At 60.0% G+C, this 17,536-nt stretch carries 14 protein-coding genes; 4 read left to right on the top strand and 10 right to left on the bottom strand.

Annotation, left to right across the window (positions count from 1 at the left end; all coding sequences use genetic code 11):
* Positions 1-465 precede the first annotated feature (465 nt).
* Both DXA43_RS02595 and DXA43_RS02590 read left to right on the top strand, forming a co-directional pair.
* Positions 466-1,548, top strand: coding sequence for an iron-containing alcohol dehydrogenase family protein (locus DXA43_RS02595; protein WP_117806172.1), 1,083 nt, complete (start codon positions 466-468; stop codon positions 1,546-1,548).
* A gap of 514 nt (positions 1,549-2,062) precedes the next feature.
* A complete protein-coding gene (locus DXA43_RS02590; RefSeq protein ID WP_117806171.1) occupies positions 2,063-2,665 on the top strand; it encodes a Type 1 glutamine amidotransferase-like domain-containing protein in 603 nt (200 codons plus the stop codon).
* A 229-nt stretch (positions 2,666-2,894) separates the two neighbouring features.
* On the opposite strand, the gene DXA43_RS02580 is transcribed toward DXA43_RS02590, so the two are convergent.
* Positions 2,895-3,356, bottom strand: a complete 462-nt coding sequence (locus DXA43_RS02580; RefSeq protein ID WP_117806169.1) for a DUF523 domain-containing protein — start codon at positions 3,354-3,356, stop codon at positions 2,895-2,897.
* A gap of 81 nt (positions 3,357-3,437) precedes the next feature.
* Positions 3,438-5,330, bottom strand: coding sequence for an ATP-dependent zinc metalloprotease FtsH (gene ftsH, locus DXA43_RS02575; protein ID WP_195363938.1), 1,893 nt, complete (start codon positions 5,328-5,330; stop codon positions 3,438-3,440).
* A 92-nt stretch (positions 5,331-5,422) separates the two neighbouring features.
* Between ftsH and DXA43_RS02570 the strand changes: the two genes are divergently transcribed.
* The gene (locus DXA43_RS02570) at positions 5,423-5,908 is read left to right on the top strand and encodes a cob(I)yrinic acid a,c-diamide adenosyltransferase (RefSeq protein WP_117806167.1); all 486 of its coding nucleotides are present in this window, start codon (positions 5,423-5,425) and stop codon (positions 5,906-5,908) included.
* A 23-nt stretch (positions 5,909-5,931) separates the two neighbouring features.
* Here DXA43_RS02570 and DXA43_RS02565 read toward each other — a convergent pair whose 3' ends face one another.
* The 4 genes from DXA43_RS02565 to thyA form a co-directional block, all read right to left on the bottom strand.
* Entirely contained in the window at positions 5,932-7,281 is a 1,350-nt protein-coding gene (locus DXA43_RS02565; RefSeq protein WP_117806166.1) for an MATE family efflux transporter, read from the bottom strand.
* A gap of 125 nt (positions 7,282-7,406) precedes the next feature.
* Positions 7,407-8,321 carry an RNA methyltransferase gene (locus DXA43_RS02560; RefSeq protein ID WP_117806165.1) on the bottom strand — a complete coding sequence of 305 codons (915 nt, stop codon included), beginning with the start codon at positions 8,319-8,321 and terminating at the stop codon, positions 7,407-7,409.
* 109 nt (positions 8,322-8,430) lie between these two features.
* Positions 8,431-8,949 carry a dihydrofolate reductase gene (locus DXA43_RS02555; RefSeq protein ID WP_117635132.1) on the bottom strand — a complete coding sequence of 173 codons (519 nt, stop codon included), beginning with the start codon at positions 8,947-8,949 and terminating at the stop codon, positions 8,431-8,433.
* A 9-nt stretch (positions 8,950-8,958) separates the two neighbouring features.
* Complete coding sequence (gene thyA, locus DXA43_RS02550; RefSeq protein ID WP_117806164.1) at positions 8,959-9,807, bottom strand: thymidylate synthase; 849 nt, start codon at positions 9,805-9,807, stop codon at positions 8,959-8,961.
* Positions 9,808-9,973: 166 nt separating this feature from the next.
* Between thyA and DXA43_RS02545 the strand changes: the two genes are divergently transcribed.
* Positions 9,974-10,738, top strand: coding sequence for a DUF134 domain-containing protein (locus DXA43_RS02545; RefSeq protein WP_117806163.1), 765 nt, complete (start codon positions 9,974-9,976; stop codon positions 10,736-10,738).
* A 120-nt stretch (positions 10,739-10,858) separates the two neighbouring features.
* Here DXA43_RS02545 and ffh read toward each other — a convergent pair whose 3' ends face one another.
* The 4 genes from ffh to rnc are packed head-to-tail and all read right to left on the bottom strand — an operon-like array spanning position 10,859 to position 17,534.
* Entirely contained in the window at positions 10,859-12,334 is a 1,476-nt protein-coding gene (gene ffh / locus DXA43_RS02540; protein WP_055251122.1) for a signal recognition particle protein, read from the bottom strand.
* A gap of 10 nt (positions 12,335-12,344) precedes the next feature.
* Positions 12,345-13,262 carry a signal recognition particle-docking protein FtsY gene (ftsY, locus tag DXA43_RS02535; RefSeq protein ID WP_117564147.1) on the bottom strand — a complete coding sequence of 306 codons (918 nt, stop codon included), beginning with the start codon at positions 13,260-13,262 and terminating at the stop codon, positions 12,345-12,347.
* Positions 13,262-16,798, bottom strand: a complete 3,537-nt coding sequence (gene smc / locus DXA43_RS02530) for a chromosome segregation protein SMC (protein WP_117806162.1) — start codon at positions 16,796-16,798, stop codon at positions 13,262-13,264. Before smc ends, ftsY begins: the two co-directional genes overlap by 1 nt.
* A 10-nt stretch (positions 16,799-16,808) precedes the next feature.
* Positions 16,809-17,534, bottom strand: a complete 726-nt coding sequence (rnc, locus tag DXA43_RS02525) for a ribonuclease III (protein WP_117806161.1) — start codon at positions 17,532-17,534, stop codon at positions 16,809-16,811.
* Positions 17,535-17,536: the final 2 nt, after the last annotated feature.

The following is a 17,536-nucleotide window of genomic DNA, read 5'->3' as shown; positions in this document are numbered from 1 at the left end:
GGGCGCGCACGCCCTCTGGGCACCAAAAAAGCGCCCGTCCCTACAAGCTGGGACGAAGCGCCACAAACGGGCTGCACGCCCGCAAAAGCTCTTCGCTTAACCACCCAGCTTAGATGCCCTCGCCCGCGTATTCGCGCGCTCGCATCCGTTACTCGGCTGGTCTGTATCGACGACCATCTCGGCGATGTCTACTAAGACGAACCTGCGCGGCACGTCCGTTGGGACCGCAGCTCCGGGGTGATTTTCATCGGTCGCATGCACGGGTTCTCAGCGCTCCCCGCTCTCTGTAGCATGCGGATGGCCGACTACTCGTCCCCATCAACGCTTATGCGTGTATGGTAACACGGTCAACGCCGGCAAAAAACCCTCAACACTGGTTTTATACGTTCGAAATTTCTCGCGGCAGTGAGCCTTCTCTTGGAGCAAAATACCTGAAAGCACTTTATCTAACGAAAGAAGGCTGCTATGCGCACGATTGGAATGAGCGACTACACCGTCGGCGAGGACTGCTTTGACGAGCTGCCCGGCGCACTGGACGAGTACGGAGCGACCAAGGTCGCGATTATCGGTGGTAAACGAGCACTGGCAGCGGCGCTTCCCGGTATCGAAGCGGCGCTGGAGGGCACCGACGTCGAGATTCTGGAGACGCGCGTCTACGGCACCAACAGTACGCGCGCCAATATCGCCAAGGTTGTGAACTCCCCTGCCTGCCAAGAAGCCGACGTTCTTATCGCATGCGGCGGCGGCAAGGCGCTCGACACCGTCAAGACAGCGGCCATCGAGCTCAAGAAGATCGTCTTTACGGTACCGACGATCTGCTCCAACTGCTCGGCCGCGACCGCCATTGCCGTTGTCTACAACGACGACGGCTCGCTCGAGGGCTATTCGTACCCAAACCGCCCCGCGCACATCTTCATCAACCCCAAGATCATCGCCGAGGCTCCGGCGGAGTACTTCTGGGCGGGCGTGGGCGATGCCCTGTCCAAGCAGCCCGAGGTCGAGTACGCCACGAGCGCCGGCAACCTGGAGCACACCGCCGGACTTGGCCTGGCACTCGCCCACACCTGCTCCGAGCCGCTGTTTACCTATGGCGTGCAGGGTCTAGAGGACGTTCGCCAGAACCTGTCGACCGAAGCCGTCAAGCAGATCGCGCTCGATATCGTGGTCAACACGGGCTACGTCTCCAACCTGACCAACCAAAACGATTACTACTACAACTCGAGCGTGGCGCATGCGTTCTACAACGCCACCTGCAGCATTCCGCGCGAGGGCACCTACCTGCATGGCGAGGTCGTGAGCCTGGGCGTGCTGGTGCTGTTTGCCTACACGGGCGATACCGAGAACCTTGAGCGCTACGCAGCCTTTAACAAGGAGATGGGGCTGCCCGTGACGCTTGAGCATGTCGGGCTTTCCGAGTCCGATATCCCCGCCCTGTGCGAGTATGCGCACGCCACCAACGAGTGGAAGCAGGGAAACCCCGAGCCCTTCACCGACGAAAAGTTCGCCACCGCCATCAAGGCTGCCAACACCTACGGCCACACGCTCTAGGACTGGCCCAAAACCACCACAAAGGGGACAGGCACCTTTCTGGTGGTTTTTTATTGCTCCAGCATTCAGTTCGTACTCGAACCCGATTCTTTACGAGAAAGGGTTCGGGTACGTTTTTTGTTTATCGGAAATTCTGCGGAAGGACTACTCGGAACGGTAAACAGGAACGAACAGAGGCAGGGTATCATCGTGGTGATGGTATCCTGCCTTTTATTTTGCGGGATCAAGGTCGCTTTATGCGAACTTGATCGCCACTTATATGGCACATTGATGGCAATTGCTTCGTACGTGCATACCGGGAGCCTGTACACCTCTGGCAAGGCGTAACACACTAGACTTTGTTCCAAAGTCCGTGTGCCAAGGGGGCAGGCCCCTTAGAATTCCTGTGGAGTGTGTACGCACGTACGCAGGAAAACGGCAAAATTTCGCTATATCAGGGCGTTCTTTCATTGGAGAGTATGGTATACACGGCTTAGTTCAACAAATAAGAATTTATATATAAAGGAGAATATTGATGAAACTGTTTTTATGTTCTCACTTTTCAAGTGTAGGAAGTCTGATAAAGGAAGAAATTGAAAATAAAAAAGTCGCATTTATTCCAACAGCTTCGCTGCGTGAAGGCTACACCGGTTATGTCGGCTCGGCTCGAAAATTATTCAAAAAGTTGGGAGCAATCGTAACTGAAATTGATATTTCAACGGAGGCTTATTCAACAATACAGTCTGTTTTTGAAGATACGGATGTGATCTATTTTACCGGCGGAAATTCTTTTTTCCTTTTAGACCAGCTCCGTAAAACGGGAACGGATGAGCTGTTGAAGAAAGAATTGGCAAAGGGAAAACTGATGATTGGTGAATCGGCAGGTGCGATTGTATGCGCTCCAAGCATCCAATATATCGAGCAAATGGATGAAAAGCCGGAGGACTACTCACAGGAAGATGATGCAGGGCTTGATTTGATTGATTTCTATATAGTTCCGCATTATCTTACAGCACCATTTAAGAAAGCTACCGAGAAAATAATGACTGAGTTTTCGGATTTGAATCTATGCCCAATTAACAACTGTCAGGGAATTGTAATTGATGGTGAAGGTTCAAAGGTAATTTGCAAAGACTAATTTGAAAATACCAGTTTGCTGCACTCGTTCCTAGCAGGGTTTGGGGCAGGAGGGGCGCAAGAGACGGGAGGGCCGCGTACGCGTTCCCGCGCGGGAGCCGCGGGGAGGGGCTGCCTGGGTACGGCGCCTGTCAACTCGGTCTACGTCTTTGATGACCGGGTCGTACTCAAAATCAACTTCACGGATGATGCCAAAACGGTCACCCGTGAGGAAGTGTTGGGTTCGAGTGCTATGGACAATGTTCCAGCATGCTGAGGTCGAATTCACTCGCTGGGATCACACGGTACCCGTGGCGCAGGAGCAAGTCAACGAAAACGCCGTTACCCGCGGTGAGCGTACCGCTAAAGGTGCCATCGTAGACGCGACCCGCACCGCACGAGGGGCTACGGTCCTGCAAGACGCACGCAGCGATCTCGGACGGGCCGCCCGCCTGCTCGCACATATCGAGCGCACGTTGGGCGCCCAGACGAAACTCGCGATCGACCGAGACGCCCTCGCAGGTGCGGACCTCGCCGTTCGCAATCTCGGATGGCTTGCGCGGCGTGGGAAGGCCGCCAAAGACCTCGGGGCACACCAACAAGACCTCGGACCCCGTACGCTCGCAAGCCTCGACCAACGCGCGGTGGTAATTGTCGAGCCCGTTATACTTGCAGCTCTCGCCCATCAAACAGGCGCTTACCACGATCTTCATTTCCATCCCTCTCAAGCAAAACGCCCCATTTGAGAAAGCTGCTCAAATGGGGCGTCGGCGTTTACTGGCTCGGCCGCGGCTTTACTGCTGCTTTGGCATCAGTGGATTCTCGCGCGTGAGGAGATTCATGAACTCCTCGCCCGTGATCGTCTCCTTCTTGTACAGATAACGAGCCAGCTCATGGAGCTTAAACTTGTTCTCCTTGAGGATCTGCAGGGCGCGGTCGTGCGCATCCTCAATCAGCTTGGCGACGATCGCGTCGACGCGCTCGGCCGTACCGGGGGCGCAGGTGAGCGACGTGTCCTGGTTGAGGTAGGCATTCTGTACGGTACCGAGCGCCATCATGCCAAACTCTTCCGACATACCAAAGCGCGTCACCATGTTGCGGGCGAGCTTGGTGGCCTGCTCGATATCATTGGCCGCGCCAGTCGTCATCTCACCAAAGATGAGCTCCTCGGCAGCACGTCCGCCGCAGTAAACGGCGAGCTTGTCGAGCACCTCCTGGCGCGTGGTCAAGAAGCGCTCGTCCTCCTCGACCTGCATGGTGTAGCCCAGAGCGCCACTCGTACGCGGCACGATGGTAATCTTGGTGACCGGCGCGGAGCCCTTCTGGCGAGCGGCAACGATGGCGTGGCCGATCTCGTGGTAAGAAACGACCTGCTTCTCGTGATCGGACAGCACCGTGGACTTGCGCTGCTGGCCAGCGATGACGACCTCCACCGACTCCTCGAAGTCGTCCTGGGTTGCACGCTTGCGACCCTCGCGAACGGCGCGCAGGGCGCCCTCGTTGATGATGTTGGCCAGGTCGGCGCCCGAGGCACCGGGCGTGGCGCGGGCGATCGCGGTCAGATCGATCGGCGGCTGGGTCTTCACACTCTTGGCGTGAAGCTCGAGGATGTTCTTACGGCCGGTCAGATCGGGCAACTCAACGGGGATGCGGCGGTCGAAGCGGCCGGGGCGCAGCAGGGCCGGATCAAGGCTGTCGGGACGGTTGGTCGCAGCGAGGACGACGATACCCTTGTGGTTATCGAATCCGTCCATCTCGGTCAGCAGCTGGTTGAGCGTCTGCTCGCGCTCGTCGTTGCCGCTAAAGCCGCCGCCGTCACGCTTTTTGCCGATGGTATCGATCTCGTCGATAAAGACGATGCACGGGGCCTTTTCCTTGGCCTGCTTAAACAGGTCGCGCACCTTGGCGGCACCGCGGCCGACGAACATCTCGACGAACTCAGAACCCGAAATGCTAAAGAACGGAACGCCCGCCTCACCGGCAACAGCCTTGGCGAGCAGGGTCTTACCGGTACCCGGAGGGCCAACAAGGAGAGCGCCGCGCGGCAGCTTAGCGCCGATCTCCTCGTAGCGCTGCGGCTTCTCCAGAAAGTCGACGACCTCCTTGAGGGACTCCTTGGCCTCTTCCTGGCCGGCGACGTCCTTAAAGGTCACGCCCACGTCCTTGGAGGCGATCACGCGCGCGCCGGACTTGCCCAGTCCACCGCCGCCAAAACCACCGCCGCCAAAGTTCATCGACGGACCGTCATCACCCATGGCTTTCTTCATGCGGCGGTTGAGCCACCAGCCGATCAGGAAGAAAATCGCCATGGGAAGAATGAGGGTGAGCAGGTAGTAGGTCATCAGACCCGAGTTCTTATCGGGAACGACCGACTCAAGCGAAGCACCGGACTCAAGCACGCGATCGGTAAAGCCCGCGTCATTCGGCACGCCGGTCGTCTTGTAGGCGATGTTCTCGTCCTCGCCCTTCTTGGTGTAATAAATCGTGTAATCGTCCGTGTTGTACTCGACCTTGTCGACACTCTTCTTATCGAGCGCTTTGACAAACGTCGAGTAATCGGTCTTCGTAATCTGCTGCGTGTGACCGATGTTGGGGAACAGAACGGTCGAGAGCACGAGGTAGACGACGAAGGCGATGAGCACGTAGAGGATCATATTCCGTCTACGTTTGTTGTCATCCATCTCCATCTGCTTGAACTCCATCTACTGGGGTTGATAATGCTATCTAGAATACCCAACCGGGACGGCGATAAACCGACGCCGGGCACGAAAGGATAGAGATGGCATCACTGGAAGTCGGCAAGGTTCAAATCTATACGGGCGACGGCAAGGGCAAGACCACGGCCGCGCTGGGGCTCGCTATGCGCGCCACGGGATTTGGACTCAACGTGCTTATGCTGCAGTTTGCAAAGAAGCTACACTGCGCCGAGCACGATGCCGCGCCGCGCCTGGGACTGCGTATCGTGCAGGCCGACCGTGACACGCCCGAGACGTGCGCCGCGCAGATCATGGAGCTGGCACGCGAACAAATCTCTCAGGTCGATGTGCTCATTCTGGACGAACTCGGCGAGGCGATGCGCCGCGGTTTTGTGACGCGCGAGGATGTCGAGGCGCTCATTGCGACAAAGCCTGCCACAACAGAGCTCGTACTCACCGGCCGCGGCCTGCTCCCCCTCGCCGATCTTGCGGATCTGGTCACCGAAATGCGCCCCGTCAAACACTACTTCGACGAAGGCCTCCTAGCCCGCCAAGGCATCGAATACTAGTCGTTTAAGAACGTCCCCAATGACTAGGCGGTGGCGCGGCCGAGCCAGTTGCCGCTGTGGTGGTAGATGGTGAACATCGTGGCCGTGATGAGCCAGGTTACGGGGTAGACCAGCAGCAGATGCTCGAGCGAGGGGTCGAGCGGCATAATCGCGAACACCCACGCCACGCGGAGCACGACCGTGCCGAAGATCGTGAGCATCATAGGCTGGAAGCTCACGCCGGCGCCACGGATGGAGCCGGACGCGTTTTCGATAATCGAGAAGATCGCGTAGAACGGCGCGATGAAATGAAGAATCGTCGTGGTGTAGGCCGAAATCGCGGCATCGTCGATAAACAGACGCGAAAGCGGGCCCGAGAACACCAGCAGCACGGCAGACAGGCCGCCAATAAGCACAAATGAAAGCACGAGCGACGTGTGGTATCCCTTTCGCATGCGATCGTAATTGCGCGCGCCAAAGTTCTGCGCCGAGAACGTGGTGATCGACACGCCGAGCGCCTCGGTCACCATCCAGATAATGCCGTCCAGGCGACCGGAAAGACCCCAAGCGGTCGTGACATCGGCTCCAAATGAGTTGACCGACACCTGAATCAAAACGTTGGAGATGGAATACGCCGCAGACTGAACGCCCAGCGGCAAACCGCACGAAAGCATGCTCTTGCAAATGCCGCGATCGATACCGAGCTTGGATAGCGACAAGCGCCACGCCCCCGGAGCGTGCATCATGCGAATCAAAATCATCGTGGCATTGGTGCAGATAGTCAGCGCCACCGCGATGCCACAGCCCAGCGCTTCCATGTGCAGCACGGCGACAAAAAGAATGTCGAATGCCACATTGACGAAGCAGCCGGAGGCAATAATGACCGCCGGACCACGCGTGTCGCCCACGGCGCGCAACAGCGCCGTCCCCATATTGAGCAGCAGCGCTGCAAACATGGCGGCAAAGTAGCAACGGGCATACGCCACACCCTCGGCCAGCAGCTCATGCGGTGTATTCATCAGCACAAGCATCGGCTCGACAAACACCATGCCGAGAATGGAAATGACAATACCGCCCGCCAGCGCGAGCGTCATGGCCGTATGGACCGAACGACTCAATCGCTCATCATCGTGCTGACCAAAATACTGACCGGTAATGACCGCGCAGCCAGCGCCAACGCCAACGCAAAAGCCAATGCAGAGCTCGGTGAGCACCATCGTGGCTTGAATGCCACCCAGCGCGAGCTTGCCGCCAAACTGGCCGACGATATACGTACCAATAAGCGTGTAAGCCTGCTGAAAAAACGAGCTAAAGAAGATAGGGACGCACAGCGACAGCAGCTGTTGCCAAATGACACCCTGCGTTACATCGATAGCCGTAGATTTCTTAGCCACACGCCCTCCCCACCAGCATACGTCAAACAACAAAACGGCAATTTAAGACCAAAGCCAATACCAGCTTAGCACCGACCGACGTCGGCCGAAACGCCCCGAACCAGAGCCCGGTGCTAACTATCTGCCTAGTGATACAGCCCCGGCTGGTAGTGGTACTCGTTGCTCACATGCGGGCACAGCTGCCAAAAGGCAACAGCGCTTGCCGCGGCCACGTTGAGTGAATCGACCCCATGTGCCATCGGAATACGCACGGCGCGGTCGCAGCCTGCAATGGTCTTGGCGCCCAAGCCAGCACCCTCGGTGCCCATAAAGATTGCCAGGCGGTCAATCTCCTGGAGCGCGGGATCGTCCAGCGACACCGAATCATCCGTCAACGCCATAGCGGCACACGAAAAGCCGGCATCGTGTAGCGCCGCCAGCCCATCATGCGGCCATACGCGCGCTTCGCTGCCAATGCGTGTCCAGGGCACCTGGAACACCGTGCCCATGCTCACGCGGGCCGAGCGACGGTACAGCGGATCGCAGCACGTAGGGCTCACCAAAATGCCATCGACGTTCAGCGCAGCCGCCGAGCGGAAAATCGCGCCGACGTTTGTGTGGTCGACAATGCCCTCGAGCACGCACACGCGCACCGGGCGCTCCCCCGCCGCATCGACGACGCCACCCAAGAACTCGGCTACCGGAATCTGACGTGGACGACGGAATGCCGCGAGCGCACCGCGCGTCACATTGAAGCCCGTCAGCTGCTCCATAAGCTCCATGGAGGCAACGAACACAGGAACCGGACCCGCGCCCTCGCGCACAATCAGGCGCTCAAACAGCGGCATCATCTGGTCGAGCCAGCGCTCGCCCAAAAGAAAGCTCACCGGCTGGTATCCGGCGCGAACCGTACGCTCGATGACCTTGGCACTCTCGGCGATAAAAATGCCCTTCTGCGGCTCCAGCACGCAGCGAAGCTCACGCTCGGTCAGTCGCACGTAGGCATCGAGCCGCTCGTCCTCGAGAGAATCGATTCGCAGCACCTCAACGGCATCAGTCATAGCAGCCAGCCCGCACCCTTCTTTACAGCACATCTATACCAAACGAGGCGACGCTAAGCGCCGCCCCATGCATTCAAACAACCCGATGATACCGTTCACGCCAGACGATTTACGCCTCAACGCGACGATACGTCACGAACTCATAATCGACACCCTCGTCTCCCTCGCCCGAGGCAATCGTGGCAACACCGTCACGCCGCGCAATCTCCCACGCGGGATCGGCATCCAAATCGGGAAAGTACGTATCCACGTCATGCACGCAATGGTTATGCGTAACCTCGGCCTCCACGCAATACGGCAAAAACTGTCGATATACCTCGCCGCCGCCAATCACCCACGCAACGGGTTCATCGGCAACCGCGGCAAGCGCCTCGTCGATACTATGCACCACGTCGACGCCCTCGGGAGCAAAGTCCTCATCGCGCGTGAGCACGATATTGCGGCGGTTCTTGAGCGGACGTCCGCCGGGAAAACTCAGCAGCGTCTTGCGTCCCATAATGACCGGGCAACCTTTGGTACACGCCACAAAATGGCGCATGTCGGCGCGATTGGACACGACCATGTCACCCTCGCACCCAATGCCCCAATCGTCACACACGGCAACAATGGCAGAAAGCTTACACCTCATGCGCGTCACCTACACCGCAATGGGGATGTTCTTGACCTGAGGGCCGTGCTCATAGCCCTCGACGATCAAATCATCGGTCGTAAACGCATAGAAGTCATGCACATCGGGGTTGAGCGTTACCTTGGGCGCAGCAAACTGCGGACGCTCAATAAGCTCGCGAACGATATCGACATGACGGTCGTAAATGTGGGCATCGGCAATCACATGCAGCAGCTCGCCAGCGATCATATCGACCGACTGCGCGACCATCATCAGCAAAATGGCGTACTGGCACACATTCCAGTTGTTCGCAGCCAAAATATCCTGGCTGCGCTGGTTGAGAATCATGTTGAGCGTCGGTTTATCATCCTGCGGACGCTGCGTCACGTTATACGTCACGCTGTAGGCACACGGATACAGGTGCATCTCGGACAGGTCGCTAAACACATAGGTGTTCGTCATAATGCGGCGGCTGTACGGCGTGTTCTTAAGGTCGTACAGCACGCGATCCATCTGGTCAAAGTCGCCCTCGGCATAATGGCTCTTCTGCCCAATCTGATACCCGTAGGCCTTGCCGATGGAGCCAGTCTCGTCGGCCCACTCGTCCCAAATATGGCTGTTGAGGTCATGCACGTTATTGGACTTCTTTTGATAGATCCATAGGATCTCATCCATGGCAGATTTGAGGGCCGTACGACGCAAGGTAAGCGCCGGAAACTCCTCGCGCAGGTCATAGCGTGCCGTGACACCAAAGATTTTAATGGTATAGGCAGGGGTGCCATCCTCCCACACCGGGCGGACCTTTTGGCCCTCGGTGGTGGTGCCATGGTCCAGAATATCGCGGCACATGGTTACAAACTGTTGATCAGCCTTGCTCATTGACCCTCCTGTCAGTCGCCTAAAAGCGAGATTCATTGTATCCCAGGCACATGCGGCCCCACAGCCCAAACATATGCCTTCATTTTCTGGCATATGCCAGAAATTCCTTGCGTAAATCTGCGCGTTCGCTATTCTATTGTTGACATATGTCAGATAAGGAGCACGTATGGCAGGAAGACGCGAGAAACTGCGCCGCGTCGGGATCATCCCCGAATACCGCGGCTTTACCCCTGACGGCCTAGCCAGCGGAGACGCCATCGACATGACGGTCGACGAACTCGAGGCGCTGCGCCTGTGCGACCTGGAAGGCCTTAACCAAGAGGCAGTCGCAAAGCAGATGGGTATCGCGCGCGCCACGGTGGCGGCTATTTGCAGCCGCGCGCATCGCAAGGTGGCAAACGCGTTGGTCAATGGTCGGGCGCTCATCATCGAAGGCGGCAATATCGCGTACTCCCCCATTACCACGGCAACGGCCGTATGGCCAGCAAAGGAGGTCGACACCATGAGGGTGGCAACCACGTACGACAACGGCAACATCTTTATGCACTTTGGCCGCAGCGAGCAGTTCAAGATCTACGACATTCAGGATGGCAAGGTACTCAACGAGCAGGTCGTGGGCACCGACGGCACCGGTCACGGTGCCCTTGCGGGCCTGCTCGCCAACGGTGGCGTGGACACGCTCATCTGCGGCGGCATCGGCGGTGGCGCTATCAACGCGCTTGCCCAAGCCGGCATCACGGTGTACGCAGGAGCTCAGGGCAGCTGCGACGCTTGTGTCGAGGCCCTTATCGCCGGAACGCTCGCACAAAACGGCGAGGCCACGTGCAGCTGCCACGGCCATGACCACGACCACGCCCACGAACATGGCGAGTCCCGCAGCTGCCACGGCCATCACGAGCCCGAGGGCCACGAGGGCTGCGGCTGCCACTAACGGCACGGCACCGCGAGCTCGGGGCGCGACGCTGAACGCAGCCCAACTATCAAAGCCAACAACAAAGGCCACCCGGTAGCTTCCGAGTGGCCTTTGCCATATCAAGCTGGAATTACAGCCCTATTTCTTATTGCGCATCTGCGCTTCCATCTGGCGCAGCAGCTCCATATCAGACTTGGGACCGCCCGTACCCAGGCCGCCCATGCCGCCCAGACCCATAGCGTCCAGCCCAGGGATATTGGGCATGCGCATCTTCTTGCCTTTCTTGCCCTTTTTGCCCTTCTTGCCGCCGGCCTGTGCCTGATTGGCCATCGTGCGCATGCGGCCCATCATCTTGTTCATCTCGCCCCACTGCTTCATAAGGCTATTGACCTCGGTGGGGGTCACACCGGCGCCCTTGGCGATACGCGCGCGACGCTGGCCGTTGATGATGGAGGGACGCAGACGCTCCTCCTTGGTCATCGACATGATGATGGCCTCGTTCTTGTCGAAGATGCCCTCGTCCAGGTTACCGCCCATCTGGTTGAGCGCGCGCTGGCCACCGGGGAGCATGCCCAGGATACCCTTCATGCCGCCCATCTTTTTGACGGCTTTCATCTGGTCGAGCATGTCATTCATGGTAAAGCCCTCGCGCAGCATGCGCTCGGCAGCCTCGAGCTGTTCGGCATCGGCGGCCTCCTGGGCCTTCTCGATGATGCCGACAACGTCGCCCATGCCCAAGATTCGCTTGGCCATGCGATCGGGATAGAACGGCTCAAGCGAATCGGGTTTCTCGCCCATGCTCACAAACTTGATGGGCTTGCCGGTCACCTGACGCACCGAAAGCGCGCCACCGCCACGGGCGTCACCGTCGAGCTTGGAGATAATCACACCATCAAAGTCGGTACGCTCGGCAAACGTCGAGACCACGTTGACGATATCCTGGCCGGTCATGGCGTCGACGACCATCAGCACCTGGTCGGGCTTGACGGCCTTCTTGATGTCGACGGCCTCCTGCATCATCTGCTCGTCGATCTGCAGGCGGCCGGCGGTATCGACGATGACCACGTCACGCAGGTGGTCGACGGCCTCCTGGATGGCGCCCTTGGCGATGTCGACCGGGTGCTCGCCGTCACCGCGGAAGACCGGCACGCCGATCTCGCCACCGAGCGTGGCAAGCTGGTCGGCAGCAGCGGGACGGTAGACGTCGCACGCGGCGAGCAGCGGCGAGCGGCCCTGCTTCTTGAGCAGGTAGGCAAGCTTTACGGCAGCCGTGGTCTTACCGGAGCCCTGCAGGCCCACGAGCATGATGACATTAGGAATGCGGTTGCTAAAAACGAGCTTGCTCTCGGTTGAGCCAAGCATCTCGGTGAGCTCGTCGAGCACGATCTTGACGACGTTTTGCGCCGGCGACAGCGACTCCATGACCTCGGCGGTCATGCAGCGCTCCTTGGTCTTAGCAACGAACTCCTTGACGACCTTAAAGTTAACGTCGGCCTCGAGCAGCGCCATGCGAATGTCGCGCATGGCCGAGGTGATATCGGCCTCGGTCAGCTTACCCTTGCCGCGCAGGCGGTCAAATGTGTCGTTGAGGCGATCGCTCAGAGAATCAAACACTGGTTACTCCTTAATTGGACTCGCCCACCAGGGCGCGGCAGAAATCTTTGGCATTGAACTCCTGCAGGTCATCGACCTGCTCGCCCACGCCAATGCGCAGGATCGGGAGCTTGAGCTTCTCAGCCACGGCCATGGCGATACCGCCTTTTGCCGTGCCGTCGAGCTTGGTCATGATAATACCGTCCAGGCCCAGCGCCTCGTTAAACTCGAGCGCCTGGTTCAGACCGTTCTGGCCGGTGGCGGCATCGATCACGAGCACGACCGAGACGGGCATGGGGCCGGCGGCCATATTGGCGGCGCGCTTACGCGTCACGTTAACCACCTTGGCAAGCTCGCGCATGAGTTCGGGGCTTGTGTGCAGACGACCGGCGGTGTCGATCAGCACCAGGTCGCTGCCGCGCTTATCGGCCTCATCGAGCACGTCGTAGCACACGCTCGCCGGGTCGGAACCGCGATCGCGCTTGATGACGGGGACGCCGGCGCGCTGACCCCACACATCGAGCTGCTCGATGGCGGCGGCGCGGAAGGTATCGGCAGAACCGATCACCACGTTCTTGCCGCGGGCAGCCATGGCGCTCGCAATCTTGCCGACCGTTGTGGTCTTGCCGGCGCCGTTGATGCCCACAAACAGCACGCAGCTCGGCGTATCGGAAAACGGATCACGCTCAACAGGCACAAAATGGCCCTCAAGCTGCTCGGCCAGAGCGCGGCGAAGCTGCGGGGCGGTCTTAAGGTTCTTCTTGGCAGCAGCATCGCGCAGGTCATCGGAGACCTGAATAGCGACCTCGGCACCCATGTCACCCATGACGAGGGTGTCCTCAAGGTCCTCCCAAAAGTCCTCGTCGACCTCGCCACCAAAGTAGAAGACCTCGTTGAGGGCCTCGCGGCTGCGCTCAAGTCCGCGCGAGAGAGCGTCAAAGAATCCCATTATGCATTCACGACCTTTCCGGTTTCGCGATCGAGTTTTTGCGAGACGACGCGGCTGACGCCGTCGGCTTGCATCGAGACGCCATAGAGAACGTCAGCGTCCTCCATAGTACGGCGCTGATGCGAAATGACCAAGAGCTGTGTATCGGAACGCAGCACATCGAGGGCTCCGATGAGCTTGGACAGGTTGGCGTCATCAAGCGCCGCCTCGACCTCGTCCAGCACATAGAACGGCACCGTGCGCGTGCGGTACACGGCAAAGAGCAGGGCGAGCGCCGTCAGACTCTTCTCGCCACCCGACATGAGCATCATCTTAGTAATGCGCTTGCCGCGCGGCTGCGCCACAACCTCAATGCCCGTCTCGGCAGGATGCTCGGGATCGGTCATCTCAAGATGAGCCTGGCCACCCGGGAACAGCATGGCGAAGATCTCACGGAAGTTCGCATCGACCTTCTCAAACGTCACCAGAAACGCCTTGCGCATCTTGCGATCAATGGCCACTGTGATCTTGGTGAGCGCCTTGCGCGCGCTCTCCAGATCGGCCAGCTGCTCCTCGATGTAATCGGCGCGGCGCTTGAGCTGCTCGTACTCCTCCATGGCAACCTGGTTCACAGGGCCCAGGTTGTTAATCTGGCGCACGAGCTGGTTGAGCTCGCGCTCGGCGGCGTCGCGGTCGGTGGGAGCAGGAAGCATGAGCGCTTCCTCGAGCACCGTAGTGCCATCGGCGGTAATGGCCTTGATGGCCGCCTCCACCTGCACCTCGAGCTTGCCGCGGGAAACCTTGAACTCGTTTTGCGTCGCCGTGGCGGCATCGACCCGCTCCTTGGCGCGGGAGACCTCGGCCTTGGCGTCTTCGATGGTCTTCTTGAGCGAGGCCGAGTCCGCCTCCTCGAGCGAAGCCTGATCACGCAGACGCGCGGCCCAATCCGATGCGCGATCCAGCAGGGCCGAATAGCGCTCGTGCATGGGGTCGACACGCAGGCGCAGCAGCTCGAGTGAGCGCGAGGCCTGGCGTGTTCCGCGGATACGGCGGTCGATGCCCTCGAGTCGATGCTCCAAGTCGGGCACACGGCCCTTCAGCGAACGCAGACGCTCGCTCGTCTGAGCCAGGCGGACCTTGGCATCGGCGAGCTTGCCGGCTGCCTCGGAATCGTCACGACGCACGCGATCGAGCTCGTCGTTGGCTTCGGCAATCTGGAGACCCAGGTCGCCTGCCTGCGCGCGGGCCTCGTCGCGCGAACGGGTGAGTTCGTCAACGCGCGGGCGCGCAGCGCGAACGGCCTCGGCGGCCTGCTCGCGGCGCTTGGAGATGCGCACGCGCTCGACCTCGGCGTTGTAGGCGCTTTGCTCCAGGCGGCCAATCTCGGAGAGCAGCGAGCGGCGCTCGCCCTCAAGACGGGCGATCTCGCCGGCGGCATCGCCCTCGGCGGCACGTGCCTCCTCGACGGCGGCGTTAGCCTCAACGACTTGGTCCGAAGCATACTCAAACACAGCAGCTAGATCGGGCTCCAGGCCCTCCAGCTCGCGAATGCGACGCTTGCGCTCCAAGGCACCCGACGCCTCGCCAGCATCGAGGCCCACACGCACCAGGCCGCCGCAGGCGACGCGGGCGCCATCGGGGGTCACGTAAGTCACACCGTCAACGACAGGGGCAGCCAACGCGGCAGCCAAGTCATCGACCACGTAATAGCCGCCGAGAAGGGCCTCGACAACCGGGCCATAACCGGAGCGCACGGACAGACGATCGACCAGACGCGTACCGGCAGCGCCCTCGGCGGCAGCAGAGCCACTCACGCCGCGCGCCATCAGCAGTGCCTCGCCCGAGGCCTTCTTTTGGTCCAGAGCAGCACGACCGGCACGCTCAAGCGTAGCGGCGTCATCAAACAGTAGGGCATCGATATCGCCGGCAAGCAGCTGCTCGACCAGGCCCTCAAGCTCACGAGGAGCCTCGAGCACGTCGCCCAGACGGCCTGAGACATCGTCGCCCAGCGCGCCCACCAGACGGCTCACCAGCGGCGAGCTGTCTGCCATGCGGGCATCGAGCTTCTTTTGGCTGGCAAGCTCCGAGCGAACCTCGGACAGCTTGTTGCGCGCTTCGCTCTCGCGATTACGCAGGTCCTTGAGGGCAGCGCGTGCCGTCTCGGTGGCCTCGCGCGCATCGTTCTGGGCCTGACGAGCCGCCTCAAGGGCACTCTCAAGCTCCTCAGCACGGTCGCGACGGCTATCAAGCGATGCTGTAACCTCCTCGAGCTGTTCATCAATCTGCTCCAGGCGCGAGGCATACATGTTGTCCTCGACCTCGGCGTTGCTCAGCGAGTCCTTCACCTTGGCGAGTTCAAGCGCCGCGTTATCGGCCACACGCTGCACATCGCGTTGCTCACGCGTAAGCTGCGAAATCTGATTGTCGAGCGTCACGCGCCGCTCGTGGAGCTCGGCGGCGGCAGGTCCGGCGGCGTCAACGTCCTCCTGGGCCTGCATGTGCGCGCCGGTCACTTCCTCAAGCTGCGCACGCGCGTCCTCGAGCTCCTCTACCACGCGACGACGCTGATGCTCGGAGCTCGAGATCTGGCCGCGCATGTCGGACAGGCGCGACACCATGTTGTGGCCCTTTTCCTCGAGCAGGCGCATATCGGAGTTAATGCGGCCGACCACGTCTTGCATATGGCGGCGCTGCTCGCCCAGATCGCCCACAAACAGGCCCTTTTCCTCGAGCATGACCTGGAGCTTCTCGAGCTCGCGTTCCTTTTCGCCCAAGCGGTACTGCGCAAGCTCCAGCTCGGCGGCACCTTCCTTGGAGCGGCTCTCCAAGTCGTTCCACTGCGACTGCAGCGAACGCAGCTCGTCGACGGCTAGCATCTGCGTAAGCTCGTTCGCGCGCGAGGACAGCTCTTTGTACTTGCGCGCACGATCGACCTGACGCTCCAGCGGTCGCAGCTGACGGGCGATTTCCTTATTGATGTCGCGGGCACGCGTCAGGTGCTCGTCCATCGACTTAATCTTTTTGAGCGCACGCTCCTTGCGGCGCTTGTGCTTGGAGATGCCGGCGGCCTCCTCGATGAGGGCACGGCGCTCCTCGGGGCGGCTCTGCAAAATGGCGTCGAGCTTGCCCTGGCTGATGATGGAATGCGTATCCTTGCCCAAGCCCGAATCGTGCAGGATGTCCTGAATGTCCATCAGGCGGCACGGACTCGAGTTGATGAGGTACTCGCTTTCGCCCGAGCGATACATACGACGGGTGATGGCGACCTCGTCAAAGTCGACGGGCAGCATATGGTCCGAGTTATCGAGCACCAGCGTGACCTCGGCGACACCCACCGGCTTGCGCGCTGACGAGCCCGAGAAGATGACATCCTCCATGGCCTGGCCGCGCAGCTGCTTGGCGCTCTGCTCGCCCAGGACCCACAGAATCGAGTCAGAGATGTTCGATTTTCCCGAGCCGTTGGGACCGACGATGACGGTCAGGCCCGGCTCAAACGTCATATGGGCACGGTCGGCAAACGACTTGAACCCTTTGAGCGTGAGGGACTTGAGATACACGGTTCCTCGCTTAAACAGGCTTCTTGTTGAGAATCACGCCGTTGGTGGTGTAGCCCATGCGGTCAAGTGCCTCAAGTGCAGCGGCTCCCTCGGCTTCCTTCTTTGAGGAGCCGGAGCCGCGACCCTGGCGAATACCATCGATCAACACCACGGCGGTAAAGGTGGGCGCATGCGCCGGGCCCTCGGAGCCAACGAGCTTATACGCCGGGGGTTCGTGACCGTCGGCTTGCACGCACTCCTGCAAGAACGATTTGGGGTTCGCGGGGTGCTCGGCACGCTCGGAGGCCAGGTGCGGTTTGAGCGTACGATGGATAAAGTCCGCCGCAACATCCCAGCCGGCATCCAGGTACAGCGCACCCACGAGCGACTCGTAGACGTTCTCGAGCGCCGAGTGCAGGCCGCGCGCGCCGGTACCGGTCTCGGAGGCACCAAAGATGATGATGTCGTCGATGCCCAGCTCATGCGACACCTCGGATAGCGTAGCGCCCGAGACAAGCGACACCTTCAGGCGCGTGAGCTTGCCCTCGTCAAACTCGGGATAGGACTCAAAGAGCGAACGGGCGACGACGGCGCCCAAAATGGAATCGCCCAAAAACTCAAGACGCTCATAGCTGGCAGAAACCGGCTGGCCCTCGACGGCCGAAGGATGCGTAAGGGCCGCGCGCAGCAGCACCTTGTCATTGAACTCGTGGCCCAGAATCTCCTGGGCGCGCGTAAGTCGTTCGGATAAAGCCAAGA

The organism is Collinsella sp. OF02-10 (assembly GCF_003463445.1).
GTDB lineage: Bacteria > Actinomycetota > Coriobacteriia > Coriobacteriales > Coriobacteriaceae > Collinsella.
This window is presented reverse-complemented; position numbering and strand designations above follow the sequence as displayed.

Bases quoted from the DNA above. Each gene is read 5' to 3' on its own strand.
- DXA43_RS02595 (WP_117806172.1), top strand. From the start codon at position 466: ATGCGCACGATTGGAATGAGCGACTACACCGTCGGCGAGGACTGCTTT.
- DXA43_RS02590 (WP_117806171.1), top strand. From the start codon at position 2,063: ATGAAACTGTTTTTATGTTCTCACTTTTCAAGTGTAGGAAGTCTGATA.
- DXA43_RS02580 (WP_117806169.1), bottom strand. From the start codon at position 3,356: ATGAAGATCGTGGTAAGCGCCTGTTTGATGGGCGAGAGCTGCAAGTAT.
- ftsH (WP_195363938.1), bottom strand. From the start codon at position 5,330: ATGGAGATGGATGACAACAAACGTAGACGGAATATGATCCTCTACGTG.
- DXA43_RS02570 (WP_117806167.1), top strand. From the start codon at position 5,423: ATGGCATCACTGGAAGTCGGCAAGGTTCAAATCTATACGGGCGACGGC.
- DXA43_RS02560 (WP_117806165.1), bottom strand. From the start codon at position 8,321: ATGACTGATGCCGTTGAGGTGCTGCGAATCGATTCTCTCGAGGACGAG.
- DXA43_RS02555 (WP_117635132.1), bottom strand. From the start codon at position 8,949: ATGAGGTGTAAGCTTTCTGCCATTGTTGCCGTGTGTGACGATTGGGGC.
- thyA (WP_117806164.1), bottom strand. From the start codon at position 9,807: ATGAGCAAGGCTGATCAACAGTTTGTAACCATGTGCCGCGATATTCTG.
- DXA43_RS02545 (WP_117806163.1), top strand. From the start codon at position 9,974: ATGGCAGGAAGACGCGAGAAACTGCGCCGCGTCGGGATCATCCCCGAA.
- ftsY (WP_117564147.1), bottom strand. From the start codon at position 13,262: ATGGGATTCTTTGACGCTCTCTCGCGCGGACTTGAGCGCAGCCGCGAG.